Here is a 20,735-nt window from a genome sequence, read left to right on the forward strand (position 1 = left end):
TGTGTCAGGCCATCGAGTAGTCGGTGAGCGGGAACTGATCCTGAGCCCGGACAGCACTACGCACCGACGTGGGCCGAAACAGCGGCGCTTCGCCCGCGCTATTGAACCAATAAGACCTTGACGTGGTGCAGTTTCCGAGTCGGAAGACCGAGTCGTCGAGAAGCCGCAGCATCTCGGCAAGGAAACGCTCGTTCGCGGTCTCGGTGACCTCGAAAGTACTCGCGCCGCGCCGCTGCAGCTCGCCAAGCAGCCGATCCATGTGCCGCATCTGCGCCTCGACTGTGTCGAACCACGACATTCCAACCCAGGCATAGGGGCTGGCTTGGGTCAGCATGTTGGGGAAGGCCGGCACGGATACGCCCTCATATGCTTGAAACCTGTTCTCGCGCCACCACTTTCCGAGGTTACGACCGTTGCGGCCGATCACCTCGATGGCCGGCAGGTTTGACTCCCATACGTCGAATCCGGTTGCGAGGACCAAAGTGTCGATGGTGCGTTTCGACCCGTCGCGGGACACGATCCCGTCGGGTTCGATGCACTCGATACCCGATGTTTCGAGGCGAACATGCGGCTTGGTGAACGTGGGATAGTACGTGTTGGAGAGAGTGGGACGTTTGCAGCCGAAGTCGTAATCGGGTGCCAGCTTGTGGCGCAATTGCCTGTCGCGGATGGCGAGGAAGCGGTGGAGACGCCCGATCAGCGCGGCTCCGGAGTTGACGGGTCGGAACTGTCGGAATCGCCACATCGCGATGGTGACCATGACGTCCATGAATATGTCCGTGGACATTCGGAGTAACCGCTGCGCAGAAGGAACTTTCGCGAACAGGCGTTGCACCACCGGCGCGATGCCGAAATCGAGCTTGGGCATGACCCATATCGGAGTGCGCTGATAGACGGTCAGTTCCGCGACGTCGCGGGCAAGCGCCGGAACCAGCTGCACTCCGGTTGATCCGGTGCCGATGATCGCTGCCCGCCGGCCCTGGAGCGAGTAGCTGTGGTCCCACTTCTGGGCGTGCAGGACGGTACCGGCAAACGATTCGATGCCCGGGATGTCGGGCGTCTTGGGCTGGCAGAGATATCCCGTCGCGAGGATCAGAAAATGGGCACGTAACGTTTCGCCGCCGGCCACGGACACCAACCACTCGCCCGCCTGCTCGTCCCAACGGGCGAGTTCCACCGTGGTGTTGAATCGCATGTACCGGCGCAGCTCGTACTTGTCGGCGACGTATTCGGCGTATTGCTTGAGTTCCTCGCCAGGTGCATACAACCGTGACCAGTACGGGTTCGGCTCGAACCAGTACGAGTATGTGGTGGACGGTACGTCAACCGTGAGTCCGGGATAACGGTTGACGTGCCACGTCCCTCCGAGATCGTCTTCACGATCGAGGATGGCGATGTTGTCGTAGCCGAGCCGGTTGAGCTGGATCGCAGCACCCATGCCGCCGAATCCAGCACCGACGATCACGGCGTCGAACTGCTTCGTGCTCACGCGGCGATACTACGGCGTTCCCGGCACACCGACGAAACGCAAGTTCGAGCTAAGCGCGGTCACTTGTCGGCGCTGCCACCGCCGCCGCTGCCAGAGCCACCCGAATCGCTGCCGCTGCCACCGCTGCCACCGCCCTCACCGTTCCCACTGCTCGAGCCGGAGGCACCATCGTTGCTGTTGCTGTTGCTGTTGCTGTCATGGCCGGCCGCCTCACGTTCTGGGCCGGCGTTGGCGTCGCTCCCGGACTCCGTCTGGTTGAATTTCTCCCGCAAGGACTGGACGGCGTCGCGGACGACGTCGGTATCGACCTCATCCTGCCCGTCCGTCTGGCCCTCTTCCTGTCCCCCGCTCTTATCGCCCTCCTTATCGTCTTCGGTGACGACTTCGGGCGTATCGACGCTTTCGGGCTCTTCGGCGGATGGTGGCGTTGGCTCAACAGGTGTCGTGGTGTCTGGGGCCTCGGGGGCCTTTTCACCTGTCGGGGTACCGCCTTGTTCAGCTTCGCCCTGGGTCCCGGAGAGGAACTGCGTGGCTTTGGCCTGAATGGCTTGAAGTGTCCGGCTCAGATCTGAAGGCTCCTCTGCATTCTGGGCGCCATCTTCACCACCGATAGTTCCGGCGAGCGTCGCTGTATCGGGCGCTGCAGCGTCCTCCGGCTGCGTGGCAACCTGCGACGTCTCCGATTCGGAGTCGGGCACGTAGCCGGGCTCGAGATAATCCTCGGTTGGCAGCGGCAGCCCCGTCGGGGTCTTCGCCTGCCATGGGTACAGCGGAGACCAGCCGTCGTTCACCGGCTCCGGGAAACCGTCGGAGGGCTTCCAGCCGACCGGCATGAACGGGTCGTACTTGTTGCACTGCGGGCACAGCCACTTGGCGAACGGACGCACGAAGTATGCAGCCGTCGAGTACCGCGGATTCCAGAAGTAGCTCTGCGGTACGAAGGGATTGAACATGATGGCGAGCGCCTCACCGAACTTGCGGTAGGCAGTCACCTGCTCTTGGAAGGTGGGGAATTTGACCGGTTCCGGGTCCTCCATCAGGTAGTCCACTACCGACTTCCATCCGTCGTTCGGGTCGAGCTTGACCGTCTCGCCGTACCAGCCGATGTAGCTGTTCGGGTACTTCTGCAAACCGAGCTCAGTGGGCTTTCCGGTCTCCGGGTCGTACAGGTCGGTGTTCCAGGTACCGTCCGGGTTCTTGAAGTCTGCAGAAGCATCCTCACCCAGCTCGTATCCCCAGTACTTCTCGCGCGAGCTCACCGGGTTCCACTGCGGGGTGGCTTCGACGTCGGGGTCGCCGAAGGTGAAGCCGTTCCCCGTGTAGAACCGCAGCGGGTCGACCAGGAACATGCTGCTGAGGATTGCTTGAGGATCGTTGCACGGAGGAAGGCCGGAGCATCCGTTGTGCATGGGCAGGTTCGCGGCCATCCACGGTTCGACAGCACGACCGTAGGCCTTCGAAAGCGGCTTGAACGGGAGCAGTAGGTCTACCATCGAGCGGGCCATGTCAGGGTTGGCCGGATCCCAACCGAGAACGTTGACCTGGGAGTAGACCCACCAGTTGCCGCTCTTCGCCCAGGACTCGGCCCAGTAGTTGACGGCGTCCACATGCGCCTGCGGCGCATTGAGGAAGGCGTTGATCATGTTCGGCAGAATGTTCGCCGCGGACTGGGCGGTGAGCGTCACGTCCGCGGTGACGCTGCGCGCTTGAGGCTGCGCCGCCATCGCAGTGGGTGTGATGGGAGCCGCGGTGATGACGCTGGCCCCCACCAGCGCAACGCCAGCCGTGACATACGAGCGTACGGCAGCAGGCATGACGCCCCTTTCGAAAGTTTCAGATTGCTACGCGAGAGATGACAGCCGAACCGTATCCAAAAAGTGATCGAGTGTCTAGCAAACGGAGCTATTCTTCGACTCTTGCCAGATTTGCTGACGCGTTCGTCAGTAATTGTGGCTAGCTTCGCAGGCAAACGCTACCGCCACGCGGAACCAGCAGACACTGGGCGTGCGCAAAGATAGCCGCGCGGCGGTACGAGTCGCTTCTCGGCTTCGCTCGTTCTTCGCCTGTGCGGCGGTGGGCGTTACAGACCCCGTTCGACCAGCCACTCGTCGATACGTTCGCCAACTGTCGCCCAGCCGGGCTCCAGCATCATGTTGTGTCCCATTCGGGGGAACAGTTCCGCCACGGTGCCATACGCGCGTGCCGTCGCAACCACTTCGTCCGGCGGCACCGCGCCGTCGGCAGCCGCGCCGAGTACCAGTATGTCTGCGGTGATCAGTTCCGGTTTCGGAAGATTGCGCATACCGTCAGTGCCGCAGCGAGCGCTCTCCTCCTGCAGGCGCGCGACGCACGCGGTGACCACTGAATCCGGTGTAGTCGCGGAGAAGAACCGCTCGCGCGCCAGCGCCGGTGTGCTGACGTAGGGCAGCGATCTCCTGGTGGCCGACATCTTCGCGAAGTGCCACGGGTGTCGCTTCATCCAGCGCAAACCCGAGGCAAGGGACCCAGACGGCGGCATCGACGCCATGAGGACAGCGGCGGGCGCGGTTCGATGCTGCAGATAGCGTTGAACGAGAAACCCGCCCATCGAGTGGCCGATCAGGATGGGGTCGCCAGGCATCGTTGTAGCCACCGCATCGATGTCATCGAGATAGTCCTCGAACGAGCACGCGCGCAGCGGCTTCGCCGTCGCGCTGCGGCCGTGGCCGCGAAGGCTCAATGCAGCGGCCCGGTAGCCCCGGTCGACGAAGAACTCGAGAAAGTGCGCGTCCCAGCACCATGCCGCATGCCACGCACCGTGCACGAACAGCAGCGGAAGCGGATGTGCGTTTGTGGTCGAGCCCTTGTCGATGACCTCAAGTGTCTCGCCCACGGCTCGATAGTACGGTTCATGTAGTGACCACTGGATTTCGGTTCGGGCTGCTCGACGGCATTGTCAACTCACGCTTCTCGCCGACGTTGTTACCTACAGCGGCCGCGTTGACCGCTGCGACGACGGGCGCGGATTCATTCTGGGTGGGCGATCATCTCAATTCCTTGGTTCCCCGATCGTTGGCGACGAGAGAGCATCTCGGCGTGGGTGCGATGGTGGCGCCGAAGGTCGACGCCGTGCTCGAGCCGTGGACGATGTTGGGTCACCTGGCTGCCCGAAACCGGTTTCGCCGGCTGCGACTGGGCGTGTGCGTCACCGATGCCAGTCGGCGGAATCCCGCTGTGACCGCTCAAGCCGCCGCGACACTGCACCTGCTGACCCGTGGACGGGGCTTGCTCGGCATCGGCGTCGGCGAGCGGGAGGGTAACGAACCTTACGGCGTGGAATGGACGAGACCGGTCGCCCGTCTCGAGGAGGCCCTCGCGACGATCCGCGCCCTGTGGGACAGCGGCGGCGAGCTGGTGACCCGGGATTCCGATTTTTTTCCGCTGCATAACGCGGTGTTCGATCTGCCGCCGTACAAGGGCTCGTGGCCGGAGATCTGGGTCGCCGCACAGGGCCCGAGGATGTTGCGGCTCACCGGCCGTTTCGGCGATGCGTGGGTGCCGTTCACGATATCGCGAGCAGCCGACTACGCGGCTTCGCTCGAGGTGGTGCGCGGTGCGGCGTCAGATGCGGGCCGTGACCCCGCCGCGATCGTGCCCGCCCTGAACCGTGCGGTGGTCTGCGGCACCAACCGCGATGACGTCGACGAGGCGTTGGACGGTGTGCTGTTCAAGACCATGGCACTGGCGGCGCCGGCGCACGCGTGGAATCGGCACGGTGTCGAGCATCCGCTCGGCGCAGATTTCTCCGGCGTTCAGGACTTGATCCCGCAGTTGATCGATCGCGAAACAGCGCTGGAGTACACGTCGAAGGTGCCGTTGTCGCTGATGAAGGAGATCTGCTTCCACGGAACGGTGGACGAGGTGCTTGACCAGGTCGCCGAGTGGCGCGACAGCGGACTCAGATATTTGGTCGTCATCAACGGCAGTCAGCTCAACCCGAGGCTGACCAAGGCGGTGTCGGCCACGCTGCCCTTCGCCCGCGTGCTTCGCGGTTTGAGACGTCTCTGATCGAGATGTAAACGGCGTTGCCAGACAGCGAACCCTGGCGCTCGTGGTCGGCGGCAAGCCCACGCTTGCGGGGCGGTCGCCACCGAGTCTCTGGGTTTGCGATAGCGGCGAGTGGCCACCGCCGCTGGAATCGAATAAGTTGGTGAGCAAGATAATTGACTCGTGCGTTAAAGGGTGTGGCCGGTTCGCAATCCGTTGCCACCGGATGCACTGAACTCGTGACGCGTGATCCTCAAGAATTCGGACTGGCTGACGGATCGCCGTTACGGTATGTTTGCTGTTCGAGCTCATCACTGAGGGTCCTGGGGTTAGGGTGAGGGCCGTTGTCCCATCTCCACGACCTGAAAGGGGGCCGTCGATGCTCGCGTCGGTTCGCCCATACGCCACCGCCGGAGTCGCCCTGGTGGGAGCCAGCATTATTGCCGTCGCTCCCATCGCGCCGTCGCCACCCGACGTTCGCACCGTTGACGTACCGGTCAATCTGACCGCTACTACCTCGCTGGCCTACATTCCGATAAATCTGATCCACGCTGCGCTCAATGCACCGGGTAACTTCATTTTCGGGGTGGAGCAATTCGCAGCGGCGATGGCGGCAAGCGGCAGTTGGAACGAGTCGCACCCGATGAATGTATGGGGCTGGGACGATGCGAACCCGGCGCACGCCTGGAGCTTAGCCAACATGTTGGTGCCGTTCCCGGCGCTCTCCCGGCCACTGGGTAAGCATCTGAATTGGTTCATGGCAGCCAACCTCCCGATGTACGAGGGTTGCGCGTTCGAATGTCCGGACCCCTCCGGAATGCTGGAACGATCGTTCAAAGTTCCGCTCTGGGAGTTCTACAAAGAAGGCGGCTACACCTTTCCAGAGGTGCGAAATCCGGTAGGTGATTGGGAAACCGACTGGTCCGAGGAGATTGTCGAACTCGACCCGATGGAACCCGTCAAATCGGTGTGGAACTACCTGATCTCCCCGCCCGAGAACATTCACGTTCCCTCGGCGTGGGAAGTGATCACCGCGTTCGCGAACCTGGCTGCGGCACTCCAGGTCACAGGCCACGTGCCGAAGTTCATCGCTGTCCGGGAAATCGAGACGTTCTTCAAGCTCTTCGTTCAAAAACCCGACGTGGTGGCCGACATCCCCGACGTCGATCCCGATGCCCACACCCCGGGGGGTGTCGCGTCCACCGCCGAGGACACTGCCGACGTGCGGGAGGGCGGGGGGGAAGTTGCCCCATTGTCCCGACTCGGGATGCGCGCAGTGGAACCGACAGCCCCGAGCGGCGACGTGTCCGAAACTGGCCCGGAGGTGCTGCCAGCACTGGCGGCGGCGGTCGTGGATGTCGCGCTGCCCTCGGCGGATAAGCCCACCAAGGCCGCCGTCACGGAGCAGAACAGCATCGGAGGGGGCGTCGACGACCAGTACGCCGCCGACGAGGACGTCACCGGCGAGGACGCGACTGATCACGACGCCGCTGAAGTCGATCCCGCTGAAAAGGACGTTGCTGAAGTCGACGCCACTGGAGAGGACGCCGCCGGCCGTCTCGGTGAGCAGACGCAGAGCCAGACCGCGGGTCGGCACCACAAGGCAGAGAACGCTGAAGGTTCGTTGAGCTCGACGGTGTCAAGCATCAAGGACAGGATCGAGCGGGCCGCCGGGGGCAGCGGCGCTGACGCGGGTACGTCGACGTCGGGTGCAGGCGGAGCATCGGGCGCCGACGCCGCCTGATGCGGAAATGCGCCAGGGGCCACGGAAGTTCGTGGCCCCTGGTTTGTTGAAGTGCTTACGCTGAGCGGTTCATCTCAGACTTTTTCCATGCAGTACATCCGGTACTCGACGGCATGTGTTTCAGCGTCGCGGTAAAGGCGTGAGCCAGGCACTCCGGTGAAGTTTCTGCCGAATCCGTGCAGAAACTTCGGCAGATAGCGCTGGATCAGTTCGTCGGACCGGTGCGCCGTCAGGTCGAGTCCGCGCAATACCTCTTTGTTGATGACTCGGCTCGACAGCATCCGCATCGGAGAACTCTCGAGTTCGGCTTCCCATGCAGGGAATTCCTGACGGCCGTAGACATCCGAGTAGAGAAACCGCCCGCCGGGACGAAGGACTCGGTTCACTTCCGACAGGAAGCGGTGTAGCGAGGGGTAGGCATGTGAGGCCTCGATGTTGATCAGCGCGTCGAACGAGTTGTCCGGGAACGGAAGCTCCTCGGCGTTGCCGTGGACGAACTTCAGCCCCGGGACCTGATGGCGCTTCTTGCAGAACGCGATGGCGTCGGGGTTGAAGTCGAGTCCGGTATAGCTCGCCGGCTGGAGGTACCGGGTGATGTACGAGGCGCCGCCCCCGTGCCCGCTGCTGCATTCCAGCACCTGCTTTCCAGCCAGCTCGGTGCCCTCCTGGGTGGCCGTGCTGTGGTAGAGCTGGATGTAGTAGCGATCACGCTCGTCGGCCTCGTCGAGCGTCAGCCCGAGCGCCGGGTCTTCCTCGTAACCCCAGTTGAGGAACAGAACGTCGTCGTCGGCGTTCAGACGGCGCGTCCACAAGGGGTACCAGTACTTCGCCACGACCTTCTTGAAAAGCGTCGTGCTGCCGAGGCGATCGATTCGGTCTCTCTGACTAGTGGCCATCTCGGGGAGTATGCCAGGCAGCATCTCCGGACGCGACATCGGGGCGACTTTGCTGAGTGCCCGGCGAAGGGTTGTCGGGTATCGGGTCAGCTGGTCGCGGAAGGGCTGCCCAATGACGTTTGCGCCGCATCTGTTCGCGCGGGCGCGTGGCCTAGGACACCACCGGGGCGGCGATAGACAACTGCCCTGCCGCCCCGAGCGGGTGCCATGTTCGTGCCCCGACTGTGTCGGCGCTCAGGCTGTTCGTCGGTCGGCTCGAAGCGCAGCTCCCGCAGCATCGTGCGGATCGCCACGTCCATCTCCATCGTTGCGAATGCCGATCCGATGCAGCGGTAGACGCCACCGCCGAACGCGACCCAGGCAGGAGGAGTCTTGCCGGACGTCAAGTACCGGTCCGGGTCGAACGAGTGCGGGTACGGGAAGTGGTCTGGGTGCTGCTGGGCCAGTTCGATACTGATGAGCAGAGTGCTGTCTCCTGGAATGACCCAGTCACCCAAGCGAATGCGCTGGAGTGTGCGCCGCATCGTGGCATTGACAACCGGCCGGGTGCGCTGCACTTCCCAAATTGTTGCCTGGCGCAAGCGCGATGCACCCGCATCGACCTCGTCCGTCAGCCGGGCCAGCAATTGGGGGTGCCTGCGCAGCCGCTCCACCGCCCACGCCAGCGACAGCGAGGTGGTCTCGTGCCCGGCAGCCATGAGGGTGACGAGCTCATCAGAGATGTGGGCATCGGAGATCGGTTGCCCATCCTCGTAGCGCGCGGCCAACAGAAGTGTCAGGACATCTGGGCGGTCGTCGAATGCGGGATCTGACCGCGCGTCAGCGATGAGCTTGTCGACCACGCTGTCGATGCGACGCCGGTAACGCACGATTCGTCCGCCGGGACTCCAGCGCCCCAGATCTCGCAGAACCACTTCGGGAAGCATTGCCAGCCGCGATCCCAACTCGACCGACGGAGGCATCACTTCGCGGAGTTCATCGAGCTCCGAGCCTTGTGCCCCGAAGACCGCGCGCAAAATGACATTGAGGGTGATGCGCATCATCGAGTCGAGGGTTTCGAACTCGCACCCCTGTGGCCACGTCGCGATCTCTCGCAGCGTTTCTTCCTCGACTATTCGCTCGTACTCGGCGACCCGTTTGCCATGAAACGGCGGTACCAACAGTCTTCGGCGCTCCACCAGTGCGGAGCCGTTGAGACTCCACATCGACCCGGGACCGACCACGCGGCCGAGATTCGTCGGCCGCTCGATCAACTCGTTCCCGGTACTGAAGAGGTCTTTCACCAAGACCGGGTCGGTGACCACGACGGTCTGCCCGAAAACCGGCATCCGCATGCTGACCGCGCCGCCGTAGCGGCGGGCGAGACCCGCGGGCAGTGCGTACGGTGCAGCGAGGAACGATGCACCCTGGACCCACTTGGGTAGCCGCGGGCCCGGTGGCAGTCGGACCGGATCGGTCGTTGCTTTCGCCATTGGCCTACCTCCCCCTCGGTGCTGAATATTCTCCCCCGAAGGTGGCGTGTCAGTCCTTGGAGAAGCAGTACATCCGATAGGAGATGCCGCCGGTCTGTAGCTGGCGGTACAGGCGCGAACCGGGTGCCACGACGATCTGACGGCCGATCGGACGGAGAATGGCCGGCAAGCCGTTGGTCACCATGCGCAGGTGGAGGTGCGCAGTCTTCTCCAGTCCACGCAGAACTTCGGAGTCGATGACCCGCTGGGAGAGGATCCGCAGCGGTGACGCCGCAATCGCTTCTTCCCATTCGGCGATCTGATCGCTGCTCCGCATATCGGTGTAGAGCATGCGGCCACCGGGACGCAGTACTCGCGTGACCTCGTCGAGGAACTTCGGGAAATTCAGGTAAACGTGAGACGCTTCGACATTAACGATCGCGTCAAAACTCCCATCAGCAAATGGCAGATTCTCCGCGTCCCCGTGCACGAACTTCAGGCCGGGCAAAACGTGCCGTTTCCTGCAATATTCGATGCCGTCGGAATTGAAGTCGAGGCCGGTGTAGCTGGCCGGCTTCATGGAGCGCATCAGATAGGACGCGCCGCCCCCATGGCCGCAGCTGACCTCCAGGACCTCTCTTCCTTCGAGGTCCGAATCGGCCTGGGTGGCAGTGCGGTGATAGAGCTGGATGTTGTATCGGTTGGGTTCGTCGTCGGCCGAAAGCTTCAGGTCCATCGGCGGCTCCTCCTCGTACCCCCAGTTGAGGAACACGACGTCTTCGGCCGCGAGGCGCCGACTCACGAAGGGATAGAAGTACTTGCTGCTTAGCTTCCTGACGAAGGGCACATTCAGACCGCGCGCGCCAACAACACGCTGCCCGACCGGGTTGTGCCGGAGGGCCTCTCGAGCAGCATCAACGAGGTTGGAGTTACGGTCCGCCATGGGACGGAGTATGCCAGGCAGCCTGAGACATCGGCAATCCGCGCCCATAGTCGCGCATGAAGCCCGGCGCTGTCCTAGTATTCATTCCGCAATACCGCCGGCCGCCCGACCGGGCAGAATCCTGGAACGGGGATCCCGACGCCAACGGGCTTGTTTTAGCCAACCAGCGAACGATTTGTTCGGAGTTGCTAGATTTGACCCAGCAACCTGGTTACAGTGAGTCGCCACACTCGTTACTCCTGGAGGTTCCCCATGCGCGTCGGTCGCCGATCGGCAGTTGTAGGCATCTTGTCCCCTGTCGCAGCAGCCACGCTTGCATTGGGGGTGGCGGCACCTGTATCAGCCGCCGTTCCTGCCCCGGTGGTTCCCGCCTGCACTGCGCAAGACAAGTGCACCGCGCTTATGCTCGGCGGCACCGGCAGCGGCCGGCTAACCGACGAACAGATGCGGGATGCGCTCGACGGCTACTTTGCCGACGACGATCGGTTCGAGCGAATCAACGTGCAGTACCCGGGATCGTGGAACTTCCTGCCGTCGATCGGTATCGGTTCGCTCATTCTCAATGGCGCAATCAACACCGCGCTCGCCGAGGACCCGAATACGCCGATCGTCATCGGTGGCTTCTCGCAGGGTGCAGCAGTGGCCAACCAGGTGATGTATCGACTGGAGTTGGACGACAACGCACCCGAGCGGGACCGCCTGCGGTTTGTCCTGGTCGCCGATCCTTCTCGCGGCCCGAACAACGGCGACTCGTCATGGCTGGCGCCCGAGACGAAGTACGACATCATCCTGGTGACGACCGAGTACGACGGCATCGCCGACTACCCCGACCGGTGGTGGAATGGTGTCGCGACCTTCAACGCCACCCTTGGCGCGTTGTATCTCCACTTTCCCACCACCGAGGCGAACCTCGACGAGGTGCCGGAGGAGAACATCACGGTCAGCGGCCCGAACAGCAAGGGTGGCACTATCACCCGGTATTTGATTCCGACCGAGACTCTTCCGCTGGTGAAGTTCATGCCGTTCCTCGCGCCTTACCAGGACACTCTGAAGACGATCGTCGACGCGGGCTACAGCCGCAATGACAATCTCGCGCAGACCACAGCGCAGCGCTCGCTGCTGACGAGCAACGCTGAGGCCGAGCCAGACGGCGGCGCAACGGATTTCGCGGAAGAGGAGGCGCACGGCGATGACGCGCAAACTCCCGTGACCGAGAAGTCGGTTCTGGTCGACAACGGTATTGGTGACCGTTCAGATGTCACCGACCAGGCCAACGGCAAGGGCGACACCAGCGGTGCGGAGGGCGTTGAAGACGCCGGCGAGTCGGGTGGTGCCGGCTCCGAGACCAGCGGCGGCGCGCACCGTGCCGAAGATGCCGACGAGGAGAACACTGTCGAGGCCATCGCCAACCGGGTCGCCGAGGAGGCCAACGAGTCGGACAGCGCCGGCGATATGGACAAGGGCGACGCCGAAGGCACTAAATCCAACGCCGGAGGTAGCTCTAACGACCGAGGTAGCTCCAACGACGGAGGCAGCTCCAACGACGGGGGCAGCTCCAACGGCTCCGACCGGAACAACACCGGCGAGGGTAGCGAAAGCGCCGACTGAGGACGGCACCGTCAGCGGCTGACCTGACGTCGAGATACCGGACAGAAACGATCTGTCCGGTATTTTCGATATGGGGCGGTAACGGTGCGAACGTAGCAGAGGTGGTGAGCATGTCGCGCGGTGCTTTGAGCGTTCGCATCGGTATGGTCGCGGCAGCATTGGCCGCAATCGCCGCAGTCCACACGGCTGAGATCCCACGCGCGGCCGCGGACCCGTGCGCGGAAATCACTGTGGTCTTCGCGCGTGGCACCGGCGGCCCCCCCGGTGTCGGTGCTGTCGGCGAACGCTTCATCGATGCGCTGCGTCAGCGGGTCGGCGACAGGTCGATCGACGTTCGCCCGGTCAACTACCCGGCCTCCTGGGATTTCCGCAGTTCCGCTAACTCCGGTGCCGCCGACGCGCGCGCGCAGGTCGAGTCGATTGCCGCCGCGTGTCCCGACACCCGAATCGTGCTCGGGGGGACCTCCCAGGGAGCCGGTGTGATCACGTTGATCACCACCGTCACCGATCCGGTACGCGGATATGTTCCGTCGCCATTGCCGTCTGCGTTGGCCGACCGCGTCGCCGCAGTCGTCGTCTTCGGCAACCCGGTGCGCAAGATGGCCGGAGGCGGGCCGCTGAGCGCGATTAGCCCACTTTTCGGCGCCAAGACGATTGATCTGTGCGCCGGTGGTGACCCGTTCTGCTCGAACGGCATGGATTTCCTGGCGCACGGCGCTTACCTGCGCAACGGGATGACCGAAGAGGCTGCTGATTTCGTCGCTGGGCGCGTGTAGCAGCTAGAGGTCCGCCGGCCCGAACCACGCCCGGTTGCCATAGCTGTCCAGGTGGACGACTTCGTCGACCGGCCGGCGGGTCGTCGGGCCGTAGCGGCCTTGAGGCCATCCCAAGGGGATCACACAGCACGGCGTCACCGACAGCGGCAACTTCAAGATCCGCCGAGCTGACGTCAGGTTCCACAGCGGCAGCGTGATCAGCGACGCACCTAAACCCATCGCTCGCGCGGCCAGCAGCAGATTCTGCACGCTGGGGTAGATGGAACCGTAAAAGCCCGAGTCAGCTGCGTGCGGCAGCGGGACGTAGGGCACTCGACCCTCACGCGCCGTGAGTTTGAGGCAGGCCACCACGAGCACTGGGATGTCCGCGAAGTGCTCGAGTTGCCAGTTGATCGCGCGGACCGTTTTGGCCATCTCCCGGTCGTAGCTCGCGACATCGCGGATCTTGCTGTGATAGAAGGCCCACCACGCCACCCGGTACCTACGGGCGAGCTTCTTCTTGACGCGAGGATCCTTGACGACGATGAACTCCCAGTTCTGCCCGTTCGACCCGCTTGGCGCTCGCAGTGCCAATTCGATGCATTTGAGCACCACCTCGTCATCGACCGGGTCGGGCCGAACGCGGCGAATGGCGCGCTGAGTCATCATCGCATCGATCAGCGGCATGTTCAGCCGCGCCAAGGCTTCCTGGTTTGTCGGGATCGGCGCGGGTTCACGCCCGCCGTCGCTAGACATTTGCAGCGATCCACTCTGCTGTGAAGCGTTGAGCAGCTGGGATTTCTTCGCCGAGTCGTCCCACGATGAACTTCTCGATCGCTCCGCCGACGATGGGAATTCGCACATGCAACGTTCCGGTGAATCGCAACACAGACCCCACATCTGTCGCCGCTACCATCGCCGATCCGCGAGCCGTCAAGGGCGCCCCGGTGGCGGTGATGACTGCCTCGCAGTGCAGCGTTCCATGTTCATCGGGCCGCCAGCTTTCCTGCCGCAACACCGTCAGCCCTCCTGGTATCGCCCTCGCCATGACGCTCGGCAACATGTCGCGACCCAGGTCCTGGGTGGTGTGCACTACTACCCCGCCACCGTCATCGACGATCAACGAATCAAGCCTGATCGACTCGCCTCCGAATTCGAGAAGCCGTGCCCGCCAATATTGCTCGCTGCTGAACGCGGCATGAACCTGCCCCACGCTGGCGTTCGACTCGGTCGTGATCTCAAATGGCCGCGGCATCGGCGCTCCTGTCGCGAGTCGAAGAGGTCATTGCTTGCCGAATACCTTGTCAGCGAGGCGGGCTGTGAAGCGACGGGCTTCCTCCACCTGTTCGTCACTGATGTTTGTCGGCGGCAGCTTGACTCCGAGATATCGATTCTTGTACTCCCCAGAACCCAGGTAGCTCGTCAGGGACAACATCGACGGCAGTTGCCCGCCCGGATAGGTGAAATGGACGCTGTCGACGAAACGTCCGCCCTTCTTCTGTGCGAGTTTGCGTACCGCGGTGAGGTTTTCACGCCAGTAGCGCCGGCACACCACGTAGACGGCGAAGGGCTTTCCATCGAGCAATGGCCGCGCCTCGTGCGACATGAGGAACGACCGCAAGGGCATGTTGACTGTGCGCCACCAGGTCGGAGAACCAATGCAGACCAAATCGTAGTCCCCGGTGCGCACTTCATCGGGCGTCCGAATATCGCCTGTGGCCTTGCGCGTCTGAGCCGGCAGCACGCTCAGGAAGTCCGGCCATACGCGCCGCATCGGGAAACGGGAGAACTTCTCCGAATAGCGTGGATCCGTGAAGCTGATGGGCGCCCGGTCGACCTGATAGCCCCGCTTGCGGAATACCTCTTCGGCTGCGTCGAGCACCTTCGCGGTCTGCCCCGTGTAGCTGTAGTAAAGCAGCAGGATCCGGGGTGTGCCTGCGTCCCCTCGTCCTTCGAGCTCGGTCATTCAGCCTCCCTCTCCTGTGATGTCGGGCGACGATGCACAGCCCCGACGTGCCGGCTGTGCGCCCCGACGAATAGCCTCATATGCGTGACGAACAAAGTTTCCGTCGACTTGACCGGTCCGGCGAAGACCATGCTATCCACTCTTTACCTCAAGGCATTGGACGCCGACTTCGACGAACCAGTGCTCGGTGACCGGTTTGCCAGAAGCGCCATCGAACGCATCGATTTCAACTGGGACGACCTCGGGATCGGGAGCAGTTGGGCGCCGTTGCTGACGGTGCGCACCGCACAGTACGACATCTGGGCTCATCAGTTCCTCGCCGCCCACGCGAACGCCACCGTGGTCCACGTCGGATGCGGTATGGATACCAGGGTTTTTCGCATCGACCCCGGTACCGGGGTGCAGTGGTATGACGTCGACTTCCCGGGCGTGATCGACCTGCGCGAGAAGGTCTATCCGAGCCGGCCCAACTACCATCTCGTCGCCAGCTCGGCCACCGATCCAGCTTGGCTCGACCGGATCCCCGCGGACCGGCCGCTGCTCTTCCTCGCCGAAGGGATGAGCATGTACCTGACCGAGGACCAGGGCATAGCCTTGCTGCGCCGCGTGACCGAACGCTTCAGCTCCGGCGAAGTGCAGATCGATTTCTTCAACTGGTTGGCCATCAAGTCGCAGAAGACCCAAACGCTGGTTCGGCGCTCTAATTCGACACTGCACTGGGCGGTGAACCGTCCCGACGACATCCTCGGCCAGGTTCCCGCGCTGCGGTTGCTGGCGGCGACAACGTTCTTCGGCGCCAGCACGTTCGAGCGCGTCTCGGGTCCGTTCAAGGTGGCCCGGCAGGTGGTGCGCCTGATCCCGCCTCTGCGTGATTCCCTGCAATATCACCGCTACGCGTTCGGCTCGCCCGACTGACGGATCGCTCAGGCGCGCTCACTGCCGCGGCATCGGGTGGTTTGCGCGGGCGAGCACCCTCGGCAGAAATCGCTGGAGGCCCGACGCGGCAACGCGGACCGCAATGTCGAGGGTCTTCGCGTCGCTGCCGACAAGCACTCTGGCCTTCCTGCGGCGGACGCCGTCGAGGATGATGTGCGCTGCCTTCTCCGGGCTCAACTTCGCCATCTGTGTATCGAAATCTTTTGCCAGGGTGACTTTGTCTAGCCCATCGGCGGTGGTCATGTTGCGGGCGATTGCCGTCTTGATGCCGCCGGGATGCACGCTCGTGACCTTGACGGGATGCCCCGCGATGGCCATTTCCAGGCTCAGCGATTCGGTGAAACCGCGGACTGCGAACTTTGCCGAACAGTAGGCGGCTTGGCCGGGCATGCCGAGGAGGCCGAAGACGCTGGAGATGTTGATGACATGGCCGTCGCCGGACGCGATCAGATGCGGAAGAAAGAGCATGGTTCCGTTTACCACGCCCCAGTAATCGACGTCGACGACGCGTTCGATGTCCTTGAAGTCGGTCATCTCGACGTCACCCGTGTATGCGATACCAGCGTTGTTGTAGATCTGGTTGACCTTGTCGAAGTGCGCGACGACGCTGTCGGCGTAGGCGCTGAAGGCCTCCCGCTCAGTGACGTCGAGACGGTCCGCTTTCACTCGAGCGCCGATGGCTATGAGGCGCTCCTCGGTGGCCGCCAGTCCCTCTGTGTCGATGTCGCTGATCGCCACGTGCGCCCCGGAGCGGCCCAGTTCGATGGCCAGGGCCTGCCCGATACCGGATCCCGCACCCGTCACGACGGCGACTTTCCCGGCGAAGCCCTGCATATCCACTCCCTCGTCTGGCCTGCACGTGTCGAACGGGCCTGAGCCTACCCACAAGCTAGGCGAGCGCCATCGCGGCGAAGCGCTTCAACAGGCCTTCGATGGCCGCAATCGATTTCTCCGGTTCCGCGCCGTGCGAATGGTATTCGATCATCAACTGGCCGTTGAAGATCTTGCTGGTGTAGATCTCGATGCCGGCGCTGACCTGAAAATACAACTCGCCGTGGCTGGCCGTGAGCTCGAGGTCCGGTGGTGTGCGCATTGGCGGGATGACGCCATTGTCGGTGAACATAACGACGTCGGGCATCCCCGGTGGGTTGCCGACGTACTGCGGGCTGAAGTGCAGCATCGACTGTTGAATGATGCCGTCACTGAGATCCTTCCGGAACGTTTCGACGATGTCTCGAGCCAAGTCGATCGGATCGGTGTCGTCGGTGATCTCGGCCAGATAGGTCGCCACCCCGACCGGGTTCGTGCACGCGGTTGCCGACACCGGGGGCGAAAGAACGTACCGTAAATCCACCGGATAGACGTAGGGAACCGGGATCTTGGGCGTTTTGCGCAACTGCCACTCGGCACAGAGGATGGCGGCGGACAACAAACCGTTCAAGCCCAGCTTCTGAGATCGGCTGAATGCGATCAGCCTCTCGGTCTCGCTGGCGCTGAGCTTGCAGTACACCATCGGAACGCGCATCGGATATGGCGGAGTCACGTCGGATGCGGCGCGTCGTGACGGCGGCAGGTCATAGGTGAACATCGCCGCCATCAGCCGCTCGAGTCCGGAGCGATCCTTCTTCTCCACGCCGCGATCCGCCAGGACGGATTCCAGCGAATCCGGAGCGGGCTGAATCGACATCGGGCGCATCTCGCCGGTGGTGACCAGATCGGTGTAGTTGGCCAGCATCTTCTCGATCAGGCTGAACTGGTGCTGACCGTCGGCGAGGCTGTGGTGGATGTACAGAACAATCTGAGCCTCGTCACCCCGCAACAGGACACGGCAGTACGTCAGCGCCTGGCTCTGATCGAAGAACACCGGTGGCGGTTCGTCGGCGTCGTCGAGCTCGATCACCTCGATTCCGGGATGGAGAAGATCGTCCACCACGATGGCGAACCGGCCGTCGGCGTCCTTCTCGAGGTGACCGCCCAATACCGGGTGAGCCTGCAGCATGGTGTCGAACGCCACCGACATCGCCTCGATGTCGACGGAACCGCGAGCCGTGGCACCCAAACCGATGAAGTTGTGGGATTCCGCGTACATCTCCTCGCTGCGGGCGAGCTTACGGATGACCGATGACGGAAAAACGTTCATGACTCCCTGACAACTCTTGATCTCGGACGGATGCCTCGACCCCGGCGGTCACCCGTGCGTGCTCGCCTTTCGATATCCGAGCGCCAACGGTACAGCGCATACCGCGATGATTCCCCCAGACCACGCCAGGGTGCCGAGCAGCGGCTGCAGAACAGGGCCGCCCACCGACAGGCCGCGCATGGTTTCCACCACGTAACTGACAGGCTGGTGTTCAACGACCGGCTGAATCCAATCCGGATACTGACTCAAGGGAACCAGACCGGTGCAGAAGAACATCGTCGTTGCGGCCAGGAGGTCGGTGGCCTCGACCGCGATGGTATTTGCCGAATACAAGGCCAGCGTGAACACGATCACGGAGAACGCCATTCCGAAGATGACGGGGATGAACAGCCACGCCATAGCGCTCACCAACCCCCGCTCGAAGCGAAATCCCATGATCATTCCTGCGCACATGATCCCGACCGTGGTCACGAAGATACGGATGGCGTCGGCGACCAGTCGCGAGAGCAAGCCGGCCGCTCGGTGCACGGGGACCACCCACAGCCGGGCCAGCAGCCCGTCCGCGCGTTCACGCATCACGCCGATGGCGCCAGTGATCGCGCCCGTCATGGCGCCGATCATCGCGATCAGCGGCACGCTGCCGTACAGCGCGCTCTCGCCCGTGACCTGCGAAACGCCGTCTTCGAACACGATGTTCAGCGTGATGAGCAACACAATGGGCATAGCCAACGACTGCGACATCGTCGAGAAGTCGCGGCTCCAACGGCGCAGGATGCGCATCGTCAACACCCAGGTGTGCCGTACCAGGCTGCGTGGCGAGTTCTCCCATACCTGCGCCAGGCGGTGCTTGCCAGAGCCGGGCAGTCGCCTACCCGCGCGGTTGGCCGATCCGAGGACGCTGGTGTCCGCGGCGGCGCCGCCAGACATGGTGGAGGTCATTGCCGCCTCGCGGCAATGCGGGCGTGCAAGGGGATCAGAGCGACGATGATTCCAATTGCCCACAGCAACGCTGGTCCGATCACCGACCACGTAGCCGCCGGCACCGTCGGCGACGTATCACCAGCCAGCGCGCGCAGCGCGTAGACGAACTGCGACACAGGCTGGTTACGCACGAAAGGTTGGATCCAATCCGGGAACCGTTCGACGGGCTGGACTCCCACCGAGAGAAACCCGAAAATCAGCTGCGGCAGCAAGATGAGGTGGGTTGTCGCCTCGGGATTCTCGGTGGAAATCCCTATGAAGTCACCCAGCAACGACAACGCAATACCGACAAGCAGCGACAGACCGCAAAAAGCGGCGAGGTACCAGAAGCCATTGTGGAAGCGAAATCCGATGACGTGACCGCACGCCAGAGAGACAGCCATCGCCACTGTGCAGCGATACACGCTCGCTGACATCCGGGACGCGAGTGGCACCAAGGACGGAATCGGCATCGTCTTGAATCGCCGATTGATTCCCAATCCGGCGTCGCTGGCCGACCTGAAGGCCGCAGACACCGCGGCGAACGTGATCGCGACGATCACCACCATGGGGGTGAGGAACTGCGCGTAGCTGCTCATACCGGTGGCAGCGCCGGTCATCTCCTTCAGCGGGATGTAGAACCCGATCGTGAACATGATGGAGCCAGCGATCAGCGTTACGACCTCGCCGTTGCGCAGCGACGGGATCACCATGCGGATGGTCAGTACCCACCACTGCTGAACCGGGCTGGTAGGCGGCCGAGGGGCCAGTTCGGTGGCGACGTTCGTCCTCACGAAACGCCTCCCGCCACTTCCTTCTTCGCACGCGTGACAGCGTCATCATCGTCGGTGTCGACACCCGCCTTCTGGCCTGTCAGCGCAAGGAAGACCTCGTCGAGCGAAGGGCGGCGAAGAGCGATGTCGAGAAGCTCGACGTCTGCCTCGTCGAGCAGGTGCAGCGCCTGCATGAGAGTGGCCGGGCCGTCGGGCGCCGGGATGGAGATGCGGTCGGCACTTTCCCCAAGCGCGGCACGGTTGCTGTTGGGCAGCAGCGGCCCCAGCGCAGTAGCCATGGCTCCGATGTCGCTGAGCCGCCGAGGCACGACCTCGCAGAACGTACCGCCGGTGCGTTCCTTCAGCTCGTCGGCCGTTCCCTCGGCGATGATCATTCCCTGGTCAATGACGATGATCCGGTCGCTCAGTGTGTCGGCTTCCTCCAGGTACTGAGTGGTCAGCAGCGTGGCGATGCCCGCGTCTTTGAAGTCGGCAACCAGCTCCCAGATGCTCTGCCTACTGCGAGGGTCAAGACCGGTCGTCGGCTCGTCAAGGAACACGACGTCAGGTCGTACGACGAGCCCACACGCGATATCGATCCGGCGCCGCATCCCACCCGAGAATGTGCTGACGCTTCGGTCTGCGGCGGAGACGAGATCAAAGTGATCGAGCAGTTCCGCCGACCTCGTGCGAGCCTGGTGCTTGTCCAACCCGCGCAGCCGCCCAAACATCGTCAGGTTCTCGCGGGCTGTGAGCATATCGTCGAGTGCTACGTGTTGACCGGTGAGCATGATCGACTGCCGGACGCCGGCCGGATTCTTCTGCACATCATGTCCGGCGACCACAGCGCGGCCGCTGGACGGTTTGGTGAGCGTCGACAGGATGCTCACGGTTGTGGTCTTGCCCGCGCCGTTAGGCCCGAGCAAACCGAGCACTTCACCTCTGTCGACCTCGAACGTGATGCCGCGCAGCGCGTCGACAGACCCGAACGACTTCTTCAAATCTGAGACGACGACTGCCTTGTCAGCGCCGGTCACTGGGTACCCTC

General features: G+C 63.2%; 19 protein-coding genes. 5 read left to right on the forward strand and 14 right to left on the reverse strand.

All coding sequences use genetic code 11. The features are described 5' to 3' along the window. Positions 1-4: 4 nt before the first annotated feature. From G6N45_RS18130 to G6N45_RS18140, 3 genes are all read right to left on the reverse strand, one after another. Positions 5-1,489, reverse strand: coding sequence for a flavin-containing monooxygenase (locus G6N45_RS18130; protein ID WP_163723511.1), 1,485 nt, complete (start codon positions 1,487-1,489; stop codon positions 5-7). Between the two features lie 59 nt (positions 1,490-1,548). Next, positions 1,549-3,303 (reverse strand): hypothetical protein, encoded by a 1,755-nt coding sequence (locus G6N45_RS18135; protein ID WP_163723512.1) that lies wholly within the window; start codon positions 3,301-3,303, stop codon positions 1,549-1,551. A 266-nt stretch (positions 3,304-3,569) separates the two neighbouring features. Then, positions 3,570-4,361, reverse strand: coding sequence for an alpha/beta hydrolase (locus tag G6N45_RS18140; protein WP_163723513.1), 792 nt, complete (start codon positions 4,359-4,361; stop codon positions 3,570-3,572). A 23-nt stretch (positions 4,362-4,384) separates the two neighbouring features. Between G6N45_RS18140 and G6N45_RS18145 the strand changes: the two genes are divergently transcribed. Next, the gene (locus G6N45_RS18145) at positions 4,385-5,536 is read left to right on the forward strand and encodes an LLM class flavin-dependent oxidoreductase (protein ID WP_179965381.1); all 1,152 of its coding nucleotides are present in this window, start codon (positions 4,385-4,387) and stop codon (positions 5,534-5,536) included. Between the two features lie 358 nt (positions 5,537-5,894). Beyond that, positions 5,895-7,259 carry a hypothetical protein gene (locus tag G6N45_RS18150; protein WP_163723514.1) on the forward strand — a complete coding sequence of 455 codons (1,365 nt, stop codon included), beginning with the start codon at positions 5,895-5,897 and terminating at the stop codon, positions 7,257-7,259. A gap of 74 nt (positions 7,260-7,333) precedes the next feature. Here the strand turns inward: G6N45_RS18150 and G6N45_RS18155 are convergent, their stop codons facing one another. From G6N45_RS18155 to mtf2, 3 genes are all read right to left on the reverse strand, one after another. Further along, a complete protein-coding gene (locus G6N45_RS18155; RefSeq protein ID WP_163728627.1) occupies positions 7,334-8,155 on the reverse strand; it encodes a phthiotriol/phenolphthiotriol dimycocerosates methyltransferase in 822 nt (273 codons plus the stop codon). Positions 8,156-8,241: 86 nt separating this feature from the next. Beyond that, a complete protein-coding gene (locus G6N45_RS18160) occupies positions 8,242-9,627 on the reverse strand; it encodes a cytochrome P450 (RefSeq protein WP_163723515.1) in 1,386 nt (461 codons plus the stop codon). A 49-nt stretch (positions 9,628-9,676) separates the two neighbouring features. Further along, positions 9,677-10,549: a fatty-acid O-methyltransferase Mtf2 gene (gene mtf2, locus G6N45_RS18165; protein ID WP_163723516.1), complete on the reverse strand. Its 873-nt coding sequence runs from the start codon at positions 10,547-10,549 to the stop codon at positions 9,677-9,679. 402 nt (positions 10,550-10,951) lie between these two features. On the opposite strand from mtf2, the gene G6N45_RS18170 reads away from it, so the two are divergent. Both G6N45_RS18170 and G6N45_RS18175 read left to right on the forward strand, forming a co-directional pair. Then, the gene (locus G6N45_RS18170; protein ID WP_163723517.1) at positions 10,952-12,157 is read left to right on the forward strand and encodes a PE-PPE domain-containing protein; all 1,206 of its coding nucleotides are present in this window, start codon (positions 10,952-10,954) and stop codon (positions 12,155-12,157) included. Between the two features lie 110 nt (positions 12,158-12,267). After that, entirely contained in the window at positions 12,268-12,933 is a 666-nt protein-coding gene (locus G6N45_RS18175; RefSeq protein ID WP_163723518.1) for a cutinase family protein, read from the forward strand. 3 nt (positions 12,934-12,936) lie between these two features. On the opposite strand, the gene G6N45_RS18180 is transcribed toward G6N45_RS18175, so the two are convergent. Genes G6N45_RS18180 through G6N45_RS18190 form a run of 3 tightly spaced genes read right to left on the reverse strand, consistent with a single transcriptional unit; the run spans position 12,937 to position 14,878 of the window. Continuing rightward, the gene (locus G6N45_RS18180) at positions 12,937-13,668 is read right to left on the reverse strand and encodes a nitroreductase family protein (RefSeq protein ID WP_163723519.1); all 732 of its coding nucleotides are present in this window, start codon (positions 13,666-13,668) and stop codon (positions 12,937-12,939) included. Next, entirely contained in the window at positions 13,661-14,167 is a 507-nt protein-coding gene (locus G6N45_RS18185) for a DUF2505 domain-containing protein (RefSeq protein ID WP_163723520.1), read from the reverse strand. Before G6N45_RS18185 ends, G6N45_RS18180 begins: the two co-directional genes overlap by 8 nt. Before the next feature lie 27 nt (positions 14,168-14,194). Then, positions 14,195-14,878: a flavodoxin family protein gene (locus tag G6N45_RS18190; RefSeq protein WP_163723521.1), complete on the reverse strand. Its 684-nt coding sequence runs from the start codon at positions 14,876-14,878 to the stop codon at positions 14,195-14,197. Between the two features lie 84 nt (positions 14,879-14,962). On the opposite strand from G6N45_RS18190, the gene G6N45_RS18195 reads away from it, so the two are divergent. Then, on the forward strand, positions 14,963-15,793 hold the full coding sequence (locus G6N45_RS18195) for a class I SAM-dependent methyltransferase (protein ID WP_163723522.1): 831 nt from the start codon (positions 14,963-14,965) through the stop codon (positions 15,791-15,793). Positions 15,794-15,811: 18 nt separating this feature from the next. On the opposite strand, the gene G6N45_RS18200 is transcribed toward G6N45_RS18195, so the two are convergent. Genes G6N45_RS18200 through G6N45_RS18220 form a run of 5 tightly spaced genes read right to left on the reverse strand, consistent with a single transcriptional unit; the run spans position 15,812 to position 20,724 of the window. Next, on the reverse strand, positions 15,812-16,648 hold the full coding sequence (locus G6N45_RS18200; protein ID WP_163723523.1) for an SDR family NAD(P)-dependent oxidoreductase: 837 nt from the start codon (positions 16,646-16,648) through the stop codon (positions 15,812-15,814). Between the two features lie 55 nt (positions 16,649-16,703). Further along, the gene (locus G6N45_RS18205; protein WP_163723524.1) at positions 16,704-17,954 is read right to left on the reverse strand and encodes a phthiocerol/phthiodiolone dimycocerosyl transferase family protein; all 1,251 of its coding nucleotides are present in this window, start codon (positions 17,952-17,954) and stop codon (positions 16,704-16,706) included. Between the two features lie 48 nt (positions 17,955-18,002). Beyond that, positions 18,003-18,893 (reverse strand): ABC transporter permease, encoded by an 891-nt coding sequence (locus tag G6N45_RS18210; RefSeq protein WP_163723525.1) that lies wholly within the window; start codon positions 18,891-18,893, stop codon positions 18,003-18,005. Next, positions 18,890-19,708, reverse strand: a complete 819-nt coding sequence (locus G6N45_RS18215) for an ABC transporter permease (RefSeq protein WP_246228717.1) — start codon at positions 19,706-19,708, stop codon at positions 18,890-18,892. The genes G6N45_RS18210 and G6N45_RS18215 overlap by 4 nt, the downstream gene beginning before the upstream one ends. Further along, the gene (locus tag G6N45_RS18220; protein WP_163723526.1) at positions 19,705-20,724 is read right to left on the reverse strand and encodes an efflux ABC transporter ATPase subunit, DrrA-related; all 1,020 of its coding nucleotides are present in this window, start codon (positions 20,722-20,724) and stop codon (positions 19,705-19,707) included. Before G6N45_RS18220 ends, G6N45_RS18215 begins: the two co-directional genes overlap by 4 nt. Positions 20,725-20,735 lie beyond the last annotated feature (11 nt).

This window comes from Mycolicibacterium psychrotolerans (assembly GCF_010729305.1).
Classification (GTDB): Bacteria; Actinomycetota; Actinomycetes; order Mycobacteriales; family Mycobacteriaceae; genus Mycobacterium; species Mycobacterium psychrotolerans.